This window comes from Nocardioides sp. cx-173 (assembly GCF_021117365.1).
Classification (GTDB): domain Bacteria; phylum Actinomycetota; class Actinomycetes; order Propionibacteriales; family Nocardioidaceae; genus Nocardioides.
Window position 1 is genome coordinate 4,396,566 of the sequence record NZ_CP088262.1, and the last position, 21,392, is coordinate 4,417,957.

17 protein-coding genes are annotated in these 21,392 nt (G+C 68.1%); 7 read left to right on the forward strand and 10 right to left on the reverse strand.

The window, feature by feature from the left end:
- Window positions 1-90 precede the first annotated feature (90 nt).
- Window positions 91-1,941: a polysaccharide biosynthesis protein gene (locus LQ940_RS21470; RefSeq protein ID WP_231241288.1), complete on the reverse strand. Its 1,851-nt coding sequence runs from the start codon at window positions 1,939-1,941 to the stop codon at window positions 91-93.
- Window positions 1,942-2,222: 281 nt separating this feature from the next.
- Between LQ940_RS21470 and LQ940_RS21475 the strand changes: the two genes are divergently transcribed.
- Window positions 2,223-4,103: a DUF4012 domain-containing protein gene (locus LQ940_RS21475; RefSeq protein ID WP_231365054.1), complete on the forward strand. Its 1,881-nt coding sequence runs from the start codon at window positions 2,223-2,225 to the stop codon at window positions 4,101-4,103.
- A gap of 19 nt (window positions 4,104-4,122) precedes the next feature.
- Here the strand turns inward: LQ940_RS21475 and LQ940_RS21480 are convergent, their stop codons facing one another.
- A complete protein-coding gene (locus LQ940_RS21480) occupies window positions 4,123-5,229 on the reverse strand; it encodes a hypothetical protein (RefSeq protein WP_231241286.1) in 1,107 nt (368 codons plus the stop codon).
- Between the two features lie 647 nt (window positions 5,230-5,876).
- Here LQ940_RS21480 and LQ940_RS21485 point away from each other — a divergent pair.
- The 6 genes from LQ940_RS21485 (at window position 5,877) to LQ940_RS21510 (ending at window position 12,280) form a co-directional block, all read left to right on the forward strand.
- Window positions 5,877-6,470 (forward strand): N-acetyltransferase, encoded by a 594-nt coding sequence (locus LQ940_RS21485; RefSeq protein WP_231241285.1) that lies wholly within the window; start codon window positions 5,877-5,879, stop codon window positions 6,468-6,470.
- 3 nt (window positions 6,471-6,473) lie between these two features.
- Window positions 6,474-7,562 carry a DegT/DnrJ/EryC1/StrS family aminotransferase gene (locus tag LQ940_RS21490; RefSeq protein WP_231241284.1) on the forward strand — a complete coding sequence of 363 codons (1,089 nt, stop codon included), beginning with the start codon at window positions 6,474-6,476 and terminating at the stop codon, window positions 7,560-7,562.
- A gap of 1 nt (window position 7,563) precedes the next feature.
- Window positions 7,564-8,565 (forward strand): Gfo/Idh/MocA family protein, encoded by a 1,002-nt coding sequence (locus tag LQ940_RS21495; protein WP_231241283.1) that lies wholly within the window; start codon window positions 7,564-7,566, stop codon window positions 8,563-8,565.
- A 15-nt stretch (window positions 8,566-8,580) separates the two neighbouring features.
- A complete protein-coding gene (wecB, locus tag LQ940_RS21500; RefSeq protein WP_231241282.1) occupies window positions 8,581-9,753 on the forward strand; it encodes a non-hydrolyzing UDP-N-acetylglucosamine 2-epimerase in 1,173 nt (390 codons plus the stop codon).
- A 74-nt stretch (window positions 9,754-9,827) separates the two neighbouring features.
- Window positions 9,828-10,907, forward strand: coding sequence for a glycosyltransferase family protein (locus tag LQ940_RS21505; RefSeq protein WP_231365055.1), 1,080 nt, complete (start codon window positions 9,828-9,830; stop codon window positions 10,905-10,907).
- Window positions 10,908-10,969: 62 nt separating this feature from the next.
- Window positions 10,970-12,280, forward strand: coding sequence for a hypothetical protein (locus tag LQ940_RS21510; protein ID WP_231241280.1), 1,311 nt, complete (start codon window positions 10,970-10,972; stop codon window positions 12,278-12,280).
- Here LQ940_RS21510 and LQ940_RS21515 read toward each other — a convergent pair.
- From LQ940_RS21515 to LQ940_RS21550, 8 genes are all read right to left on the reverse strand, one after another.
- A complete protein-coding gene (locus tag LQ940_RS21515) occupies window positions 12,195-13,448 on the reverse strand; it encodes a lipopolysaccharide biosynthesis protein (RefSeq protein ID WP_231241279.1) in 1,254 nt (417 codons plus the stop codon). The genes LQ940_RS21510 and LQ940_RS21515 overlap by 86 nt on opposite strands.
- Before the next feature lie 31 nt (window positions 13,449-13,479).
- On the reverse strand, window positions 13,480-14,559 hold the full coding sequence (gene wecB, locus LQ940_RS21520; protein WP_231241278.1) for a non-hydrolyzing UDP-N-acetylglucosamine 2-epimerase: 1,080 nt from the start codon (window positions 14,557-14,559) through the stop codon (window positions 13,480-13,482).
- Between the two features lie 53 nt (window positions 14,560-14,612).
- Entirely contained in the window at window positions 14,613-15,722 is a 1,110-nt protein-coding gene (locus tag LQ940_RS21525) for a polysaccharide biosynthesis C-terminal domain-containing protein (RefSeq protein ID WP_231241277.1), read from the reverse strand.
- A complete protein-coding gene (locus tag LQ940_RS21530) occupies window positions 15,719-16,621 on the reverse strand; it encodes an NAD-dependent epimerase/dehydratase family protein (RefSeq protein WP_231241276.1) in 903 nt (300 codons plus the stop codon). Before LQ940_RS21530 ends, LQ940_RS21525 begins: the two co-directional genes overlap by 4 nt.
- Before the next feature lie 11 nt (window positions 16,622-16,632).
- The gene (locus tag LQ940_RS21535) at window positions 16,633-17,871 is read right to left on the reverse strand and encodes a glycosyltransferase family 4 protein (RefSeq protein ID WP_231241275.1); all 1,239 of its coding nucleotides are present in this window, start codon (window positions 17,869-17,871) and stop codon (window positions 16,633-16,635) included.
- The gene (locus LQ940_RS21540) at window positions 17,868-18,851 is read right to left on the reverse strand and encodes an MraY family glycosyltransferase (protein WP_231241274.1); all 984 of its coding nucleotides are present in this window, start codon (window positions 18,849-18,851) and stop codon (window positions 17,868-17,870) included. Before LQ940_RS21540 ends, LQ940_RS21535 begins: the two co-directional genes overlap by 4 nt.
- Window positions 18,848-19,867: a polysaccharide biosynthesis protein gene (locus LQ940_RS21545; RefSeq protein ID WP_231241273.1), complete on the reverse strand. Its 1,020-nt coding sequence runs from the start codon at window positions 19,865-19,867 to the stop codon at window positions 18,848-18,850. Before LQ940_RS21545 ends, LQ940_RS21540 begins: the two co-directional genes overlap by 4 nt.
- A 138-nt stretch (window positions 19,868-20,005) precedes the next feature.
- Window positions 20,006-21,253 (reverse strand): hypothetical protein, encoded by a 1,248-nt coding sequence (locus tag LQ940_RS21550; protein WP_231241272.1) that lies wholly within the window; start codon window positions 21,251-21,253, stop codon window positions 20,006-20,008.
- Window positions 21,254-21,392 lie beyond the last annotated feature (139 nt).

Sequence of the window (21,392 nt, forward strand, 5' to 3'; positions counted from 1 at the left end):
TGCCCCGCACGCTCTATGCCCACCGCAACGACCACCGAATCCCCGGCGGTCGGAGACCGCCGAAAGACACGGGGCTTCGGGCGCTCGGCGCTACTTTCGAGTGCTGAGCTGAGCCACCGGGAACGCGCTGCCGCTTCCCGACCGGGTGCCGGGCATGCACAGGTCGGCCATCGCGGCACGGACCGCGGCGCTCTCTCCTTGCACCGGGAGCCGACGGGTCACCTCGTCGGACATCGGAGGCACCGGGACATGCGAAACCAGGGGGTGCACAGGGCGCACGTCCTGGGGCTCACCGTCACCGAAGAGCTCCTCGTGGAGCTTCTCGCCCTCGCGGAGTCCGGTGTACTCGATGCTGATGGGCAGGTGGGACTGCTCGATCAGCTGATGCGCGACATCGAGGATGCGCACGGGTGCGCCCATGTCGAGCACCAGCGCCTCCCCTGGGCGCCCGATGGCCGCCGCCTGGATGACCAGCTGGCACGCCTCCTCGATGGTCATGAAGAACCGGGTCACCTCAGGGTGGGTCACCGTCACGGGACCGCCGTCAGCGATCTGGCTGGCGAAGCTCGTCAGCACCGATCCACGGCTGCCGAGGACGTTGCCGAAGCGGACCGAGAGATAGGTGCCGGAGGCGTGCCTTGCCCGGTCTGCGGTGACCTGCTCGGCGATCCGCTTGGAGTAACCCAGCACGCTGCTGGGGTTGGCCGCCTTGTCCGTCGAGATGTTGACGAAGCGGTCGACGTCGACCAGGTCCGCGGCGTCCAGGACCGTACGGGTGCCAACGATGTTGGTCTTGACCGCCTCGGCCGGGTACTGCTCCAGCATGGGCAGGTGCTTGAGGGCCGCGGCGTGGAACACGACATCAGGGCGGCGGCTCGCGAACACCGCGTTGACGGCCTGGGAGTCGCGGATGTCGCACAGGATGACGTCGTCGGAGTCCAGCAGCGCCCGTCCGTGGATCGACAGCTGCACGGCGTGCAGGGCGGACTCGTCGCGGTCGAGCATCATCAGCTCGGCCGGCTCGAAGCGGTGGATCTGACGGCAGAGCTCGGAGCCGATCGAGCCTCCGGCGCCGGTCACCAGCACCTTGCGCCCGCGCAGGTAGCCGGCGATCGCGTCGATGTCGGTGTCGAGCTGGTTGCGCCCGAGCACATCGCTCAGGTTGATGTCGCGCAGGTCGCGGATGCCGACCGTGTGGGAGAGGAGCTGAGTCGTCGACGGAAGCACCTTGACGGCGACCCCGGCCGCGAGCGCGGCGACGCGAATGCGGTCGACGGTCTCGGCGGAGGCGCTCGGGATCGCGATGACCACCGTGCCCACCTCATGCCGGCTCGTCTGCTCCGCCAGCTCATCGATCGTGCCGAGCACCGGGATGTTGCGGATCCGGAGGTGTCGCTTGTGTGAGTCGTCATCGAGCAGACCGACCGGGCGCCACGTCCGCGTGGGGTCGCGCACCATGCTGCCGACCAGTTCACGGGCGGCCTCGCCGGCTCCGACGACGATGACCCGGACCCCGTCGCCGTGTCCCAGGTCCAGGTCGCGCTCCCACATGCGCCGCCAGATCGCTCGCCCCCATGCCGCTGCCACCAGGGCGCCCAGGGTGGCGCCGGCGGGCACCGAGCGTGGGATCCATTGGCCGACCCAGTTCAGTGCGAAGACGAGCGCGCCGGCCGTCATCACCGCCATGCCGAGCATGAGCATCTGGTCGAGGCTTCCCGTCTTGGCCCGTCCCTGGTGGAGGCGGACGGTGGAGGCGAGCGCGACGTAGAGCGTCGCGGTGGCCAGCGCCGTGAGGCCGATGCCGCCCCAGGGAACAGTCGCGTCCACTGCGTCGAGCCGCAGCCAGGCGACGGTGTAGTACGCGACGACCCACGCCACCACGTCGTAGACGATCGACAGCAGCGCTCGACGACGCCGGAGCACCGGCACTAGGTCCGACATCTCAATAACCCCACATTTAGATAGATCCCCATGTCACGACCCGAGCCAACAATGGTCGTGTTCTCGAAACACCCGGTACTACGTGCTAACGAGAAACTCTCCGGAGGTTACGCGAACCGAAGCCGACGCACAGGAAGTCCCCGGGATTGACCTTCCATATTTCGATTCCGGCGCCGGAGGACCAGCAGCAAGGGAGCAGGCTGCTCGCGTCAGCTTTTCCATGGCTGCCGCATTTCCGATGGTCTGCGGCAGTCGACACCCCGTCTGACAACATGAGCGCCGTGCAGACCACCTCGGAACCGTCGTCCAGGCGCCGTCGGATCGTCATCGGCCTGTGGGTCCTCTTCGCGCTCGGGGCCGCCCTGCTGGCGCTCGCGATCCCGCTCCGCAATGTTCCAGGGGAGGCCGAGGCCGCCAACGACGATCTGACGGCCGCCAAGACCGCCCTCGCCGCCGGGGACATGACGGCGGCCCGTGCCGCGCTCGCCAGCGCCCAGGAGCACGTCGACAAGGCCCAGGACGCTGCGCAGGGTTTCGGCGGTGACGTGTGGAGCAGGATCCCCCTCCTCGGCACGCCCGTCGCCGACGCCCGACACCTCGTCCAGGCCCTCGACGACGTGGCTGCGGTCGCGGCGATAGGGGTGGACCTGTACCCGTCCGTCGCAGGCAAGCAAGCGTCGCTGTTCCGCGACGGCCAGGTGGAGCGAGCCACCCTCGACCGCGTGATCGCCGGCGCGCGCGAGGCGGGGCCGTTCCTGAAGTCGGCCCAACGGGAGCTCGAGGAGGTGCGTGGCAACACCCCGATCCTGGGATCGACGATCAGCGCGAGACGCGATGCGGCCGCCGAGCAGGTGAACCCCCTGGCCGACGGCTTCACCCGGCTCGAGCCGTTGCTGGACGAGTTGCCCGCGTTCTTGGGCTTCGAGGGCAAGCGCAGCTACTTGATCGCCATGCTGAACCCCACCGAGCTCCGCTACTCCGGTGGCGCTGCCCTCGCGTTCGCGCCCATGGCATGGGAGGGGGGCACCCTCGAGATCGGTCGCGCCTTCCCTTCGACGCAGGACCCCCGGCTGCTCGTCCCGCACAAGTGGGAGCCGGTGCGGGGCAACACGTTCCACGCGGAGAACGCGCGCCTGGCCAACGCCACGTTCGCCCCGTCGTGGTCGGTCTCGGGTGAAGAGCTACTGCGGGCATGGCGCAGCGCCACGGGCGTCCGGTACGACGGCGTGATGGCCATGGACGTCGTCACGATGGCCAAGGTGCTCGAGGCCACAGGCCCTACCACCGTTCCCGGCGTCGGCGAGCTGAACGGCGACAACCTGACCGAGACCCTCGTAGGGAGCTACGACGACTACTATCCCGACCCCACTGCTCAGGATCAGGCTTTCGCCACCGTAGTCGCGGCGCTCCAGACGCAGCTGTTCAGTGATGGTGACTACGTGGCGAAGGCGCAGGCTCTCAAGCAGGCCGCCGACGGCCGCCACTTCGCGATCTACCTCAAAGACAAGCAACTCCAGCTTGCGTTCGGCGAGATGGGGATGGACGGCGATCTCGCGGACAGCCCGGGCGACTACGTCGGCGCGTTCACCCAGAGCCTGGTGGGCGCGAAGGTCGACTACTACCAGCGTCGCGAACTGGACCTCGACGTCACCCTCGACGAGGACGGCACTGCGACCAACGAGCTCGACGTGCTGCTGCTCAACGACACCCCGCCCTATGCCGTGCCGGGCACCGATCCACGGGAGGGCTACTTCACGCGGTGGTCCACTCTTTCAGTCGCAGCCTTCCTACCTGCCTCGGCCGACGTCGAGGACTTCTCGGTGGGAGACCAGGAGTGGGACGGCGAGGTCGGCACGTTCTTCGACCACACGTTCATCGACGACCATGTCGTACTTCCGCCGGGTGGCTCGACCCACGTCAAGGCGTCGTACACCGTCGATGCGGCGGCCGAACTCGATGAGTCCGGGGACCTCGTCTACCGCCTGGCCATCGACCCGCAGGGCACGGTTTACTCCGCGTCGGTCCAGGTGACAGTGCACCTGCCGAAGGACTTCCGGGCCAAGACGGTGCCCGCCGGGTGGACCGAGGAGGGCGCCACCCTCACGTTCCACACCGACGCGCTGGAGTCGAGCGAACAGTGGGAGATCGTCCTCGAGGACTAGGACGGTTGGCCCCGTCCCGTCACACTGGTGACTCGACGATAGCGACGGGGGACTGATCCACGCGGATCACGTCGCCACCTTCGATACGGCGCCCCTTGCCGTTGATTTCCTCGATTCGCGAGGCGGTCTCCGCGACCGTCACCTTCTGGGTCCCGCGCTCGCGCCAGAGGATCCGCAGTGTCATAACTCCCTTGTCCACGACACACGTGTAGAGCCTCTTCTCGACCTCGCAGACCGGCTGTGGGCCGCCGGCCAGCCAGCCGTGAACCTTGATATAGGCCGCGCCGGCTGGTGTGGTCACTCCCTCGCGTGCCAGTTCGACCGCGACGCCCGGGTAGCTGAACCACCCCAGCCAGTAGACGCGCTCGACCCCCAGCCCCGCGTGGAGCAAGTAGGTGCGGGCCACGACGGCCGCTTGCCGGTCGTCCGGATAGGGCCTCACGCCCATGGTCCCACCGCTGGGGACGCCGTAGTTGATCTCGTTTGTCCACACCGGCAGGTCCACTCCCCGGTCCGCCAGGATCCTTCTCGCCTGGCAGATGAGGACGAGCGCATCCTCAGGAGTGCCGTCCTGCAGGGGGAACGGGTCCAATGCGACCGCGTCCACGCTGTCAGCCACCGGCGCACCATGCACCTCCGTGGCCCAGAACTGGTCCATCCACTGCCTCTGCGACTCGAGACGAAGGGTGGTGGCCGGAGCGACCACGACAGCATCAGGGGCGACGGCGTGGATGATCCGGCCGGCAGTGGCGGTCAGCCGGGCCATCTGCGCAGGCGTGCCGGCCCAGTTGCCCACGATGTTGGGCTCCGGCCAGATCTGGTAGTCAAGGCGGTCGCCGTAACGCTCGACGACGACCGTGACCCATGCGCGCCACGCCGCTTCGTCGGGCATGGTGGCCGCGGCTGTGGCTGATCCCGGCCTCTTCGAGTGGAAGGCAGGCGTGAACCCGAGGACTACCATTGGCCGGGCACGACGGGCTTCCGCCGTCTCAACGATCTCGTCCAGTCGCTCGAAGTCGTACTGTCCCGGGGCGATCTCGACGAGATTCCAATAGGTTTGCGACGTGGTGAGGTTCACCGAACCGATCGGCGCTTGGGGGAAACCCGGCCCGATCGGCTCAGACACATGCATGCCCCAGTACGTGGACGGAATCTTGCCGGTGCGGGGACCACTCGCACACTCCGCCACGGGGCGCGCGTGCGAGGTGGCAGCCGGGGATGAGGCGGACGGCGTAGCCGGAGGACTTGCGGAGCGCCCTCCTGGAGAGCCGTCGTCGCGCTCGGACGAGCAAGCTGCGGTGCCGCCGATGACGAGCAGGGCCAAGAGCGCAGCCGTGGCTATGCGTGGGTTCAACAGGTACTCCTTGCTCGGGCTGGGTTCAGCGGCCACGCTACGTGCAAGCGAATCGCCACCGGCGTCCGCGGCGGCAAGGCCCAGTGCTGCTGAGGGCGTCGGGGCGGCAAGCTCTGCACCATGACCAGCATCACTGCGCCGGCCAGCGCGCCGCCGACCGGTGCGGCGAAGACTCCGGACCTGTCCCAGCACCACGACCGCGGACTTGCGTACCCCCCCGTCCCACGCAAGTGCCCCACGGGCTATCCTCCGGCGATGACGCGGGCCCTTCACTGCCGAGCGGGTAGAAGGCTGGCCGCCGTAGGCGCGGCCGCGATGCACCACGGCTGCTTGTTGGTCCGTGAGGCAGCCCTGTCGGAGATTGACTGATCACTGTCAGCGACCAACGCATTCAGACCATCTTCGGAGGACAGGAACCCGTGACATCACGAGTGGCCAGCTCGGCCGATATCGACGAGCGAGCCGTCATCGGAGAAGGGACGACGGTCTGGCACCTCGCCCAGGTCCGGGAGGACGCCCAGATCGGTGAGGATTGTGTGATCGGCCGGGGGGCCTATATCGGCGCCGGCGTCACGATGGGCCGAAACTGCAAGGTGCAGAACCATGCCCTCGTCTACGAGCCCGCCACTCTTGCCGAGGGTGTGTTCATTGGACCGGCCGCCGTCCTGACCAATGACACCTTCCCTCGGGCGGTCAACGCCGATGGCACCGCCAAGACGGCAGCAGACTGGGATGCGGTCGGCGTGGACATCGAACACGGAGCCTCGATCGGAGCACGCGCCGTGTGTGTTGCGCCGGTACGCGTGGGGGCATGGGCACTGGTGGCGGCGGGCGCAGTCGTGGTCGCCGACGTCCCCGACCATGCGCTCGTAGCGGGCGTCCCCGCTCGTCAGATTGGCTGGGTCGGTCGCGATGGCCGCCCGCTCCGTGCCGACGGCGACCATCTGGTCTGTCTCAGCACGGGACAACGATTCCAAGAGTCGGGTGGCCGCCTGGTCCCCCAGGAAGGCTGATTCGTGCCTGAGTTCATCCCTCCCGCGCGGCCGTTGATCGGCGAAGAGGAAAGAGCGGCCGTCGACCGGGTGATGCGCAGTGGCATGCTTGCGCAAGGACCTGAGGTCGCATCCTTCGAGCGCGAGTTCGCCGAGCACTTCGAGCTGGGGCGGGCCTGCGTCGCGGTCAACTCGGGTACGTCAGGGCTCCACCTAGGCATACTGGCAAGCGGCATCGGCCCAGGGGACGAGGTGATCGTTCCCTCGTTCACGTTTGCGGCGACCGCGAACTCCGTCGCCTTGACCGGGGCGACTCCCGTGTTCGCCGACATCGATCCGGAAAGCTTCTGCTTGGACCCCGCCTCGGTCCGGCGCTCCATCTCCGAGCGCACCAAAGCGATCATGCCCGTGCACCTGTACGGCCACCCAGCGGATATGCGATCGCTCGCGGATATCGCGGACGCTCGAGGCCTGTTGATCTTCGAGGACGCCGCACAGGCGCACGGCGCCCGTCTGAACGACCAGCCGGTCGGGTCCTTCGGGCAATTCGCGATGTTCTCCCTCTATCCGACCAAGAACATGACGTCCGGCGAGGGCGGGATGGTGTCGGTCGTTGACGCTCACACGGAACGCCAGGTGCGTCTGCTGCGAAACCAGGGCATGGAGCGCCAGTACGAGAACGAGCTGGTGGGGTTCAACAACCGAATGACCGACGTCCACGCCGCGATCGGACGCGTCCAGCTCACGAAGGTGAACGCCTGGAACTCCCGGCGAAGGGCGAACGCCGCCTTCTTCGACCAACACCTCGACGGCGTCGTCACGCCACCTCGGGCGGAGGGGATCGTTCACGCTTACCACCAGTACACGGTTCGCGTAGCCGAAGACCGAGACGGCTTCGCCAAGGCACTTCGGGAGGAGTTCAGCGTCGGCAGCGGAATGTTCTACCCCGTCCCTAACCACCGCCTGCCCTCATTCCGGAGCAAGGTCGAGCTTCCCGAGACCGAACGGGCCGCCGCGGAGTGCCTGAGCCTTCCCGTCCATCCCTCGATCACGGACGCTGACAGAGAGCGGATCGTCACGGCCGTCAACACCATTGCGAAGGCAGGTTCCTGACGTGGCACAGTTGCGTGCCGGCTTGATCGGCCTCGGCGCCATGGGGCGCAACCACGCCCGGGTACTGAGCGCTCTGGAGGGCGTGGAGTTCGTCGGTGCCGTGGACCCCGATCAGGTCGAGAGCCAACTCCTCTGGCCGGTCGTTGCCGACCTGAGCGAGCTTCTGGCTCTCGGGATCGACTACTGCGTCGTCGCGGCCCCCACGGTCCTCCACGAGCGACTGGGCCTCCAGCTGGCCGCAGCGGGTGTCCATGCCCTAATCGAGAAGCCCTTGGCGAGCACCAGCCGCGAGTCGAAGAACCTGGCTCAGGCCTTCGGGGAGCAGGGGCTTATCGCAGGCGTCGGCCACATCGAGCGGTACAACCCTGCGCTGCAGCAAGCACGATCCCGTTTGGCACAGGGGGACCTCGGTGAGGTCTACCAGGTCGCCACCCGGCGTCAGGGCCCGTTTCCGAGCAGGATCTCGGACGTGGGCGTCGTCATGGACCTCGCGACTCACGACATCGACCTCACGGCCTGGGTCACCCAGCAGCACTACAGCACGGTCGCCGCCCGGACGGCACACCGCTCCGGGCGCGAGCACGAGGACCTCGTGACGGTCGTCGGGACCCTTGCCGGTGGTGCCGTGGCCAGTCACCTCGTGAGCTGGTTGTCCCCCCTGAAGGAGCGGGTCACGGTGATCACGGGCGAGCGCGGCACGTTCGTCTGCGACACCTTGGGCGCCGAACTGACATTCCACGCCAACGGTCGCGCCGTCGAGACGTGGGACGACCTCGCGAACTTCAGAGGCGTCACCCAGGGGGACGTAATCCGTTTCGCGTTCGACCGGCCGGAACCCCTACGCGTCGAGCACGAGCAGTTTCGGGACGCGGTGCTAGGCAAGCAGGCCGACATCGTCACCATCGCCGACGGCGCGCAGACGGTCATGATCGCCGAGGCCTGTCTGGCTTCTGCCCGCGAGGGGACCACCGTTGCGGTGCCGCATCCCCCGACGAGCGCGTAACGTCGAGGAGTCGAGATGTTCAAAGCTCTTGTCGTCTACGGGACACGTCCGGAAGCGATCAAGCTCGCACCGATGATCCGGGCTCTCGCAGAGCACCCGGATGTCCACCCGGTCGTGGTGACGACCGGTCAGCACCCGGACATGGTGACGCAGATCCACCGTGACTACGGGATCCGTCCCGATCACGACCTGGCCGTTTTCCGCGAAGGGCAGTCGCTGGACCAGCTGATGGCGCGCATCCTCTTCGACCTGGGGCCCCTCATTGCGGCCGAGGCGCCCGACGTGGTCGTGGTGCAGGGGGACACCACAAGCTGCTGCGCCGGAGCGCTGGCCGCCCTCCACGCCCAGGTTCCCCTCGTCCACCTCGAGGCTGGAATGCGCAGTGGCAACAAGATGGCCCCCTACCCGGAGGAGTCCTATCGGCGCCTGATCGCGCAGATTTGTGACCTGCACCTGGCTGCCAGCCCGGCCAACCGGGAGAATCTTCTGCGCGAGGGCATCGCCGACGACGACATCCTGGTCGTCGGGAGCACAGCCATCGACTCATTGCTCGAGATGCTCTCCACCCCAGTCGACCTGACCGACTTCCGGCACATCATCGACAGACCGGGGCGTCTGGTCGTGGTCACGTGCCATCGGCGCGAGTCCTGGGGCCCCCCCATGGTGGGTATTGGCCGAGCCCTGGCCAACGTGGCCCGGAAGCACCCCAGCGACACGTTCCTCGTGTCCGCCCACCCCAACAAGATCGTCCGCGACGCCCTCCTTCCCCAGATCCGTGATGTCGACAACATCGAGATCGCCGAGCCAGTCGCCTACCGGCAGTTCGCCGCCCTCATGCAGCGCGCTCATGTCCTAGTGACCGACAGCGGCGGCATCCAGGCCGAGGCGCCCAGCCTGAAGGTGCCCACCCTCGTGCTGCGAGAGACCACCGAGTACGGCGAGACCGTGCGCGCCGGCACGGCTCGGCTGGTGGGCAGTGACCAGCGGGCCGTTGAACGTGAGCTGACCTTGCTCCTGGACGATGACCAGGCGCACGACGCCATGAGGCTGGGGTACAGCCCTTACGGTGACGGAAGGGCCGGCGAGCGCTCCGCGCAAGCACTCGTCAATCTCCTCCGCACCGGCTCGCATCAACTGGAGCCCGTCGTCCCCGCCGAGGGAGACGGCATCGTTCCTGAGGCCACATGATGACGGCTGACCATCCGCTCGCGGGACTTCACGTGTGCGTCGTCTCCACCGCCCATCCCCTGGACGACGTCCGCGTGACGAGCAAGCTCGTGGACTCCTTCCTCCAGGGGGGGTGCCGGGTCACCTGGGTCGGGACGGACCTCAGCGCGTTCCACGATCGCTACCGGCACTCCGGGGTGGACTATCGGTTGGTTCCGCCCGCGCGAGGCCGGCTCGGGAGACTGGCGCTGCGCTGGCGGCTTCGCGGCTCACTGCGAGACTTGCGAGACGTCGACTGGTTCTACGCACCGACGCCCGACGCCTGCGAGATCGCCGTCAACGTGGCTCGGCGTCAGGGAGGGCGGGTCCTCTACGACCTGCTCGAGGCGTATCACCGTGGCCTTCTCGATCGCTACGTCGGGGGCCGTGAGGCTCGTGCGCTTCGCAGCTACGTCCAGCGTCGTGTCACTCGCGTCTGCGCCGAGGCTGATCTGGTGTCGTACGTCAGCGAGCCCGTGCGCAGGCACTACGACTCACCCGACGCCGACTTCGTGCTCGTGAGGTCCTGCGCCCCGAGGTGGTTCGCTGAGGGTGCCCCCACGAGCACGCCGCCGGCCGCCGACGGTCTCCGTGTCCTGCATGGGAAGCTCAGTGCCATCAACGGAACCGCACCGTTGTTCGCGGCCCTGCGGCTTCTTCCGGACAGTGTCGCCTGCCGTGTGGTGATCGTCGTCGACCCAGACGCCCCCACCGATACGAGCATGATGTCGGAGGTGAGGGACCTCGAGGAGAAGGGGCGGCTGGAGGTGCTCGCGCCGGTGGCACACGCGCTCATGCCGGCCGTGATGCGAACCTGTCAGCTCGGCCTCATCGCCTATCCGCGCAGCCTGGGAGCCGAGAGCCTGCCCAACCGCCTGTTCGAGTACATGGCCTGCGGGGTTGCCGTGGCGGCTCCGAGCTACTCGCCCGAGATCCTGCGCATCCTGACGGAAGAGGACATCGGGCGCGGCTTCGACGCAGAAGACCCGGTCGCGATCGCCGCCATGCTGACCTGGGCGTCAGAGAACCTCCCGGAGCTCATCGAGGCCGGCGACCGCGCACGGCGTGCTTTCCTGGCCCGGCACAACTGGGATGCGGAGTTCGAACGCCTCACGCGGGCGATGACTCGGCCGTGACAGCGGTCCCGGACTGGGCGCGCTCGCCGGGCGCCAGGCGATGGGCCTTCTCATTGGCTGGTGTGACGGCCTACGGACTCGCGCTGTGGTGGGGATATCGCACCTTCGCCGTCGTCACCTACCCCTACCTCGGCTTCACGTACCGCACTCCCGACGCACTGGGGGTGCTCGTCGCGGCGGTCGGGCTGACCGGGTTGGCCGTCCTGCTGCCACGCCTCGTGCGGCGTCCTGGCGACTTCATGGTCTGGTTCTTCTTCGCTGTCGTGATCGCACCGGCCGCCCTCGTCCCGAGCTGGACTCACGATCTGTCTCCCCACGAGGCCAGGGTCTTCACGGTGGTTGCCCTGACCTCCTTCGCGCTCATCGTGGTCGCGAACCGCTGGTTCCCGCTGCCTTCGTGGAACCCTCCCCGACTGCGATCTCGTGACGTGGTCCTCGTCTACGCAGTGCTCTCCCTCGGGACCTACGGCTCACTGCTCACGATCATGGGGTCCAACCTGGAGGTCACCACGCTCACCGGCGTCAGAGAACTCCGCATCCTGTACCTGGAGAGGGTGTCGCAGGGGGGACCGCTTGTCGCCTATCTCGTCGCCGTCCAGGCGAACGTAGCGAACCCGCTTCTGCTGCTGCGGGGACTTCAGCGCCACTCCTGGTGCCTGGTGGCGATCGCCGTCCTCGGACAGGTCGTCATCTACTCCGCCACCGGCTATCGGACCACCTTGCTGACGGTGCCCGCAGTCCTCGCGATCGCATGGATGGCGAGACGACTGGGGGGCCGGATCCCCGGCCCGATCATCCCATCGGCACTGGGTGGAGCCTCGATACTCGGGACGACAACCGCCCTCACGACCGGATGGGTGACTCTCGGCCTGCTCGTCACGGTGCGGATGCTCTGCCTGCCGGCCGTGATCGCGCTGGCGCACGTGGACACTTTCTCCGACAGTCCTAAAGCCCGCTGGGCCTACAGCTTCGCAGGCCCGTTCCTGGACTATCCCTATGACGAGGTTCCCGCGCTCATGGTGGGGAACCTGATGACGGGTGATTCGGCCAACTACGCCAACAGCGGCTTCCTGGGAGACGGCTACGCGAACTTGGGGTACCCGGGTGTGCTCATCGAGGCAGCGCTGCTGGCGCTCGTGCTGGCCGCCCTCAACTACGCCAGTCGGGGCTTGTCCCCGGCGGTCGTCGCCACCATGGTTCTCGCTCCTGCAATGGTCGCAGCGAACATCAGCGCCTTCACCGCCATCCTCAGTGGGGGGCTGGCCGCAACTTTCGTGGCGGCGCTGCTCATGCCTCGTGAGGGATGGGAGGAGTCGGAGCGCCCGTGGTTCCCGCTGAGACGGCGCGCCAGCACATCCACCACGCCAGCGTGAAGGTCACGACCGAGGCGAAGCTGTAGCAGGCAATGGTCTGGGCCGCGCTCAAGCCTGCCATGGCGGGAACGACAATCGACATCACCACTGCGGCCAACCGAACACCGTCCCACAGCGCCTGTCTGCCCGGCATCCCGACGATGATCAGGGTTTGCGACAAGGGGAACGCCACGATCTGCGCCAAGAGACCGGGCGCCAACAGTGCCGCAAACAGGCCGGCGGTCTCCCACCGCTGCCCGAAGGCCAGACCGAACGCCCACGGGCCCAGCACCGCGAGCGGGGCACAGATGACCAGCCCGGCCCACACGAGACGGCGAGACGTGCTGACGAACATCCGATGGAGACCCGGCAGGTCGTCACGGGCGCGTTGGGCCGCTTCGTTCAGGTAGACCTGAGCAACAGCGGTGCCCAGTAGCAGCATCGGCGCCCAGAGCACCCGCTGGGTGAGTCCGAACCAGCCAGTGACCGCCTCGCCGAAGTACACCGAGATCAGCAGAAGCGGCGTATGCACTCCCATGGCGTTCAGGAGCCCAGCGGGGGTAAGCCACAGCGCCAGCGCCCGGTACCGCCTGAGCTGAGTCCCCAGGCGTCGCGGTGCCCAGGCGCCTCCCGCCACAGCCCGCCGAAGACCAGACCCGAACGCGACGGTGACGGCTCCCACTGCTTGTCCGACACCGAGGCCGACGAGCAGCCCTCCGGGGCGCCATTGCAGGGCTCCCAGTACCAACTGGGTGAACACCGTCGCGCTTGCCTGGAGAAAGTTGCGTGCTCCGATCGCACGGAACCGCCCTTGCCGGACGGCGTACTGGTTCAGGACGACGAAGGCGGCCGTCACGCCGGCGGTGATCGGGACCAACCAGAGCCAGCGCTCCAGCGCAGGCTGGCCAAAGAGGCTCGCGAGTTGCGAAGACGCCCCCCAGGCAGCCAGGGTGCAGACCGACGTCGAGAAGACGATGAACGCGAGGCCGAGGCCGACCACAGAAGCGGCGTCGGCATCATCTCGCGGAAGCGGCACGGCTTGTTCTAGTCTGAGCGCGAAGACCGTGCCCAGGATCATAACGAGTGCCGAGAACACCCCCAGGAGCCCGAACGCCTCCGGCGAGTACATCCTCGCCAGCACCGGCGCAGCAGCGAACGTCGCCAACTGACCTGCGATCGTGCCGGCCATGACTTGACCGAGACGACGGGAACGGGGTGCATCAGGCACGAATGCCGGCCCAGCCATGATGGCGAGAGGCGGTGGAGGCGATGAATCGCACCACCCGGTTGCTCGTGTCACCGATCTCGTAGCCGGCGGGGCTCGAGCTCGTCACGGGGCCGTCATCGAGGACGATCCGAACCGCGCGCTCGACGTCGTCGGGGTCAAGGCCGGTCATCATGATCGAGCCGCTGTCGAGCGCCTCGGGCCGTTCGATCGAGTCCCTGAGGGTAACCGCCGGGAACCCCAGGATCGACGACTCCTCGGCGATCGTGCCCGAGTCCGACAGCACGCACGCCGCGCGCAACTGCAGCAGGTTGTAGTCATGGAAGCCGAACGGCTCCAACCAGCGGATGTCCCCCTGCTCCCGGCGAGGCTCCGCCGTCGCGGGCTCCAGCTGCTCGAGCCGCTTACGCGTTCGTGGGTGCGTGGAGACCACGATCGGGAGGTTGTGCACCCGCTGCACGCGGTCGAGGCAGGCAAGGAGCGCGCGCAGGCGATCCGGACTGTCGACGTTCTCCTCGCGGTGTGCGCTCACCAGGAAGTACCCCCCGGCCTTCAGGCCCAGGCGGTCCAGGACGTCTGACGCCTCGATCCGGTCGCGGAAGTGCTCGAGAACCTCACGCATCGGTGAGCCAGTCACGATCACCCGTCGCGGATGCAATCCCTCAGCGAGCAGGTTGCGGCGCGCGTGCTCGGTGTAGGCAAGGTTGAAGTCGGCCACGTGGTCGACCAGTCGCCGGTTGGTCTCTTCCGGGACGTTCTCGTCGAAGCACCGGTTGCCGGCCTCCATGTGGTACGTCGGGATCCGCATCCTCTTCGCCATCACGGTCGCGAGGCAGGAGTTCGTGTCGCCCAGGACCAGGAACGCGTCCGGGCGCTCCTCCAGCAACACCTGCTCGGTGCCCACCAGGACTCCTCCCAGCACGGATCCCAGGCTGCTGGTGTCCACCCCGAGATAGTGGTCGGGCGCGCGCAGCCCGAGGTCGTCGAAGAAGACCTCGTTGAGCTGCCGGTCGTAGTTCTGTCCGGTATGCACGAGGACGTGCTCGATCCCATCGGTGGCGTCGAGCCGCGCCATCACCCGGGCCAGCCGGATGATCTCCGGACGGGTCCCGACAATCGTCATCACCTTCACGGCAGGGCCACCTTCTCGGGGTACTGGTCGGGGTTGTCGGGGTCGAGCAGCTGGTCGGCCCAGAACATCGTGACGAGCTCGCTGCTCCCCACGTTGCGGATGTCGTGCACCCACAACGTGGGCATGTCCACGAAGGAAGGCCTTTCCCCACTGAGGCGGAACGTGACGACCTCGTCGTGCAGTAACCGGCGCAGTCTGATCTCCGCCTCGCCCTTCAGCACGAAGAAGCGCTCCACTTTGTGCAGGTGGTAGTGGTCGCCGCGCATCTGTCCAGGCAGGGTCGTGGACACGAACGACTGACCCGTGCCGCCGTGAGACCGCACCGTCTCGAAGAGATCCCCGCGGTTATCGGAGTGCACCTGTGGCGAGAGCGGCCACATCGCGGGGAAGGCAGCGGCGCGGTAGGTGTTGAAGAGGTTCACCTCGAACCGCCCGGGAAGCGGAGGGATCTCGCCCCGCGTCGCGTACAGGGTGTGGGCTTCCTCGAGCAGGGTCAACACCTCGCTGATGGCCCGGGGCTCCGCCTCGACCGTGCGGCGCTCGGTGCGCCCGACGGAGTCGAGCAGCTCACGCGCTGCGTCCTGGGCGTGCAGCAAGGGAACCTCGCGGTCCCCCGTGACCGTCGGGCGGCGTCCGGCGGCCACCTCGTGGGCAAAGGTGGCCACGAAGGAGTTGTACGCCGGCCGGCCGTGCTCACCGAACAGGTTGGGGAGCAGCAGGTCGGCGAGGTGCCCGCCGGAAGCCTGGACCACGGCCGCGAGCTCGGCCGCCGCGGCTGCCTTTCCCCGACCGTAGGGGTTGTCGAGCTCGGCCTGGACGGAGTTGGCGTAGACCACGTCGATCGGCCGCCCCTCGCGCCGCAGCGCCTTGGCGAGCTCCCGCGCGAGGGCGACGTTGCCCTGCTCGACCTCCTCGTCGGAGCCGGCCCGGTTGACACCGGCCAGGTGCAGAACGGCGTCCACCCCCGCCAAGGAGGTGGCGAGCCGCTGGGGGTCGGCGAAGTGTTCACGACCGAGCCGGACGGCGTCGACACCGCTCAGCGCCCGCAGGCGGCTGGCCGTGTGCCACCCGAGGAAGCCGTGGCCACCTGTGATTGCGATCTTCACGCAAGCTCCTTCCAGGCATCGTGCCCGTACGGCGGACGCCAGCGAGTGTCCAGCCACCCGGGCGCCTGTCGCTGACCGAACCACATCATCTCGAGCCGACGTGTCAGCCCAGCCACACGGCCCGATCGAGTGCCGGCCCGAAAGCCGAGCGCCAAAATCCTCTGAGCCAGGGCCTCGGGAACGTGTCGAGGTTCGCGATCCCCGAGCACCCTGACCAGTCCTGCCGTGGTCAGACCCTCCCACGGCTGGAGCACAACCGGAGGTGGCTTCTCGTCGGTCGTAGCCACATGCGCGATCGCGTCTGCGACATTGGTGACCAGCACCTGGGGGGTCGGGCGATCACCCCGTCCGGCGACCGAGGCCGCGGGAGACCGCAGCGCCAGCGCCAGCGTCCGCGTCACCGCACGGCCCGGGCCGTGGACCGAGGTGGGGCGAAAGCACACCGTGTCACCCGCCCGAGCGCGGACCAAGTCCTCCGCCCACGCCTTCGCCGCCGAGTAGGGGCTGAACGGCTCCATCTCCGTCGACTCGTCGAGGACGGCGCGCCGTCCCTGGACCGCCGCGGAGCTCACGTGGACCAGCCTGGCATGGGGAGGCGCTGCTACCGCCACGGCGGCTGGCAGCAGGGCATCGGCACCGACGAGGGCGTCGTTGCCTCCTGCCGTGGCGGTGGCCAGGCCAGCGGCGTTGACCACGACGGAGCAGTCAGCGAGGAGGTGTCTGAGGCTCTCGATCTCGTGCACGAGGTCGAAGCGCTGCAACTCACCGCGAACGAGCGCTTCGCCCCGTGCGCTGGTGGAAAGCCGCGGGGCTCGTACCCGCTGGGTGACCGCACCGTGCCGGTCGAGCGCTTCGACCACCGCCGAGCCCAGGAACCCGGTGGCCCCCAGGACCGCCACACGCGCCGTTGTCATCGCCGCCTGCGCTGGGCGGCCGTCTCGAGCATCCGCTCCAGGTGCGCGGCCCCCGCGTCGGAGCTGAGCTCCCGCTCATACGCGGCACGCCCGCGGTCCCCCATCGCCGCTCTCTCTGCGGGAGGCAGGTCTACCAGCGCTCGCATGGCGGCCGCCAGCTCGGAGGGGGTCTCCGGCGTCACCGTCAGCCCACACCTCACTCGCTCGACCAGCTCAGCGGCATCACCGGCGACCGAGCAGAGCACTGGCGCTCCGCACGCCATCGACGCCTGCAGCTTGCTCGGGATCGTGCCCCTGAAGAGCTCCAGGTCGCGAAGGCTCACCAGCTGGGCCACCGACGAGGCCATCAGCCCGGGCATCTCCGCCATCGGCCGCGGTCCCAAGAAACAGACGCGTTCGCTCACCTGCAGCCGTTGCGCAAGAGCCTCGAGACCCGGGCGAGCCACACCATCGCCCACGAGAGCCAGACCGATGTCCTCACGATCGGGCAGCAGGGAGATCGCATGGACAGCGTGCTCGAGCGCCTGCACGTCGCCGATGCCGCCCGCGTACATGATCCACGAGCGCGAAGGAGGGAGCGGGCTCGCTCCGAGGGGGAGGCCGGGGGGCCGGAAGACGGTCTCGTCCACCCAGTTGGGCACGGACTCGGGCACCACCACGGCCCCCCGGCCCGTCAGCGTGCGAGCCATGGTGGGGCTGATGGCGGCGATGCCTTCCGCGCGTCGGTAGAGCCGGGTCAAGAATCCCGTGATGCCGCGCTCGACGGCACGGGTCGCGCGGCCTTGTCCGATGAAGCCACTTGCGGTCACGGTCTCGGGCCACAGGTCCTGCACGTAGAGGACATACGGGACGCCTGCGGTCGCTCGAAGTGCCATCGCCGCGGCTCCCACCGTGGCCGGGGTGAGGTAAACGAGACACACGTCGACGTCACGCAGCCAGCCGACCTGGAGGGTCGCGGAGGCCGCGAAAGAGGTGAGGCTGGCTGCACGGCGGAGGGCGTTGTCATCGTGACTCGGGACGTCGGGGACGCGAAGCAGCCGCACTCCCTCCCGCTCCTCCTGCTGTCGCAGCGACATCCGGTAGCCGGAGTGCACGCGGCCCTGTGGATAGCTGGGGTAGCCGGTGAGCACCTGCACTTCGTGCCCACGGGCAGCCAGTGCCCGAGCGATCGCGGCCGGGTGGGCGGCCGAACCCGTCTCGGGCTCGTACCACTGGGAGATCATCCCGATCTTCACGAGGCGGTCCGTTCTGCACCGGCCAGCGACGTCAGCCGCGGCGTCGCGAGGTAGGTCAGCACTGTGAGGGTCGCGAGCAGCAGCGACGTGACCGGTTGGCCGTCGTAGAGGTAGGCGGCCATCACACAGATCACCGCGGCGAGCGCGGCGCTCCAGGCCGCGGACGCCCAGTGCGGCCACCCCTGTTGGACAAGGCGCTGGTAGACGTGACCGCGGTGGGCCTGCGTCAAGGACTGCCCTGCGCGTGCACGCTTGAGGATGACCCAACCCGTGTCGGCGAAGTAGACGAGGGTCGGTGCGAGGACCAGGGCGGCGGGCACCCCGGCTCCCCAGGCGAGGACGGAGGCAGCGGCGACCAGGCCCCCGACGCCATAGCTGCCGACGTCGCCGAGGAAGATGCGCGACGACCCGTTCCACGGCAGGAAGCCCAGCGCAGCGCCAGCGAGTGCCGAGCCCACGACCAGAAGGGCAGTCAAGTCGTACTCGTGGCCCAGCCACGCGAACCACGCTCCACAGATCGCCGCATTGAGCCCGGAGATCACGTTGACGCCGTCCATGAAGTTGAAGGCGTTCACGTAGGCGACCGTAGCGAGGGTGGCCACCAGCAGGAACGGGACCGTCCCGAACCCGGCGGCACCAACCGCCTCTTGGACCGTGACTGAGACTGCGAGTGCCACGATCCCCTGCGCAGCCAGGCGGAGCACGGGCGGAAGTGAACGGACATCGTCGACCAGGCCCACCGTCCCGAGCACAAGCGCGGCCGCGAGCACGAGGGCCACCTCCTCCACGTCGGCGCCACCCATGGCGGGCGTCGCGAGGAGGACGGCGAGCAGGACCGCGATGCCTCCACCTCTGGGGGTCGGGAGGACGTGCATCGACCGGTCGTTGGGAACGTCGGAGATCCCGACGCGACGCAGCATGGGGATCAGCACGCCTGTCAGCACCAGAGCGCCGCCGAGGGCAACCCAGAACGCAGTCACGAGCCGGTCCCGACCAGCCTTCGGAAGTCTGGCAGCCCCTGCAGTAGCTCCACTACCTCAGGGACGTCGAGACGCTCTGTGTTGTGGGAGTGGTAGTCGTCCAGCTCCGACTCGCGCGGATCACCCTCGTCGAAGTACTCGCCGTAGTTGAGGTCGCGAGCATCGACGGCCACCCGGAAGTAGTCGCCCTGGTCCTCGGAGCGTGCCAACTCCTCACGGGTCGCCAGCGTCTCGTAGAGCTTCTCGCCGTGCCGGGTGCCGATCACCGTGAGCTTGGGCTCGCAGCCCATCGCCTCGCCGACCGCGCGGGCCAGGTCGCCGACGGTGCTTGCCGGCGCTTTGCGGATGAAGAGGTCGCCGGGTCGGGCGTGCTCGAAGGCGTGCTCGACCAGGTGGACGGCGTCGTCCAACGACATCAGGAACCTCGTCATCGAGGGGTCGGTGACCGTCAGTGGCTCACCGCGGCCGATCTGCTCCAGGAACAGCGGGATCACCGAGCCACGAGACATCATGACGTTGCCGTACCGGACGGTGGACACGGTGGTCCTTGCGGTCGGATTGTTGCGCGCGAAGGCCTGGGCGACCTTCTCCATCAGCGCCTTGCTCATCCCCATTGCGTTGACCGGGTAGGCGGCCTTGTCGGTGCCGAGGCAGACGACGCTCTGGACGCCGTTGGCATTCGATGCCTCAATGACGTTGGAGCTGCCAAGGATGTTGGTGCGTACCGCCTCGAGCGGGAAGAACTCGCAGCTGGGCACCTGCTTGAGCGCGGCCGCGTGGAAGACGAAGTCGACGCCGCGGGTCGCGCGGTTGACGCTGTCCTCGTCGCGCACGTCGCCCAGGTAGAACCGAACCCGGGAGTCGTTGAGAGCCTGGCGCAGCTCGTGCTGCTTCAGCTCGTCGCGGCTCAGGACCCGGACCTCGCGGACGTCCGTGTCGAGCAGGCGACGGATCATCGTGGAGCCGAACGAGCCTGTTCCTCCGGTAACGAGGACCGTGGACTGGTCGGTGTGCATGGGTTGTGGGTCGCCTTCCGATGGATCTCGGCGCAGTGTAGGGCCCGTGCGCCAAGGGGACGCGAGTCGGGCCCGCGGCGCCTACGCGGGACGAGGGTGCCCCGACCTGGTGGTCGGGGCACCCTCGCGTGGAGGTCGTTACTTGCGGGAAGCCACCATGATCGGGCGGAAGTCGACGCGGACGTTGTAGGCGCCCTTACGCTTCTTGACACCACCGCTCTGGTTCTGGACCCGCTTCGTCGAAGCCGGGGTCTTGACCGTGGCGCGACCGGTGGGCTTCCAGTAGATCCGGCGGACCTCCTTCTTGCCGACCTTCGCGGTGCACATCCAGACGCCGTTCTTGCTCTTAGAGCACCCCACGAAGTTGGTGTTGAGGAGCCAGGAGCGGACCACCTTGTAGGACTTGGCCGGCGGCAGCGGCCTGCCCTTGTTGTCCGCCATGTTGATCGCCAGCTCGGGGCTGGCGAACCAGCCCAGCCAGTAGGTCCGCTGCATCCGAGCGGCGGCACTCAACGCGTAGGTGCGCACGACGTAGGCCTGCTGCTTCGCCATCGGGTATCGCGTCCTGGTGGTGGCACCGCCACCTGCCACGCCGTAGTTGATCTCGTTGTTCCAGAAGGGCTTCTTGACCCCGATGCGCGCGAGCTGCTTCTTGATCGACAGCATGATCGCGTAGGAGTCCTCCGGGGTGCCCTTCTGCAGCGGGAAGGGGTCGATCGCGATCGCGTCGAGGTAGGTGTGGACCCGCTTGCCGCCGACGCTCTGCTTGAAGTAGTTCACAGTCCAGGCCTGCTGCGAGTCGAGCCTCAGCGCGACGGCCGGGGAGACCACCTTGGCACCCTTGCCGGCGGCGCCCTTGATGGCCTGCGAAGCCACGGCGGTCAACTGCGCCATCTGAGCGGGGCTGCCCTGCCAGTTCTGGATGATGTTCGGCTCGGGCCAGACCTGGTAGTCCAGCCGGGTCTTGTACCGCTTCGCCACCGCGGTGACGTAGGCCCGCCACGCCGCGAGGTTGGGCATGTAGTCCGTGTAGTCCGGCGAGAGAGGGTTCGCCGAGTAGAACCTCGGCGTCTGCCCCAGCACGATCATGGGCTGAGCGCCCGCCTTCTCGGCCGCGGCTACCTGCGCGTCCAGACGGGAGAAGTCGTAGATGCCCGGTGCCGTCTCGATGTAGGGCCAGTACGTCCCGGTGGTGGTGAAGTTGGCCGAACCGACCGGGACGCCCGGCGCCGTCGTCCAGTCGGAGTCGTGCATGCCGAAGAACGCCGGGGTGATCTTCTGCGCGTGCGCGGGCGAGGCCACGAGGGCCGTGCTCAGCACCAGGACCGGCGAGAGCAGCAGTGTCAGCAGCGCGAGCAGACGCCGCCGAGGACGAGACAAGGACATCGAAATTCCCCCATGAACCCGATAGATGGGTGCTCGTGGTCTAGAGCACCCCGGGAGGCTAACACCGGTGTTGGCGCCTTCTCGCGCTTTTGACCGGACCCAGGCATGCCCTTAGGGGTGTGGTCGCCGCTTCTGCACT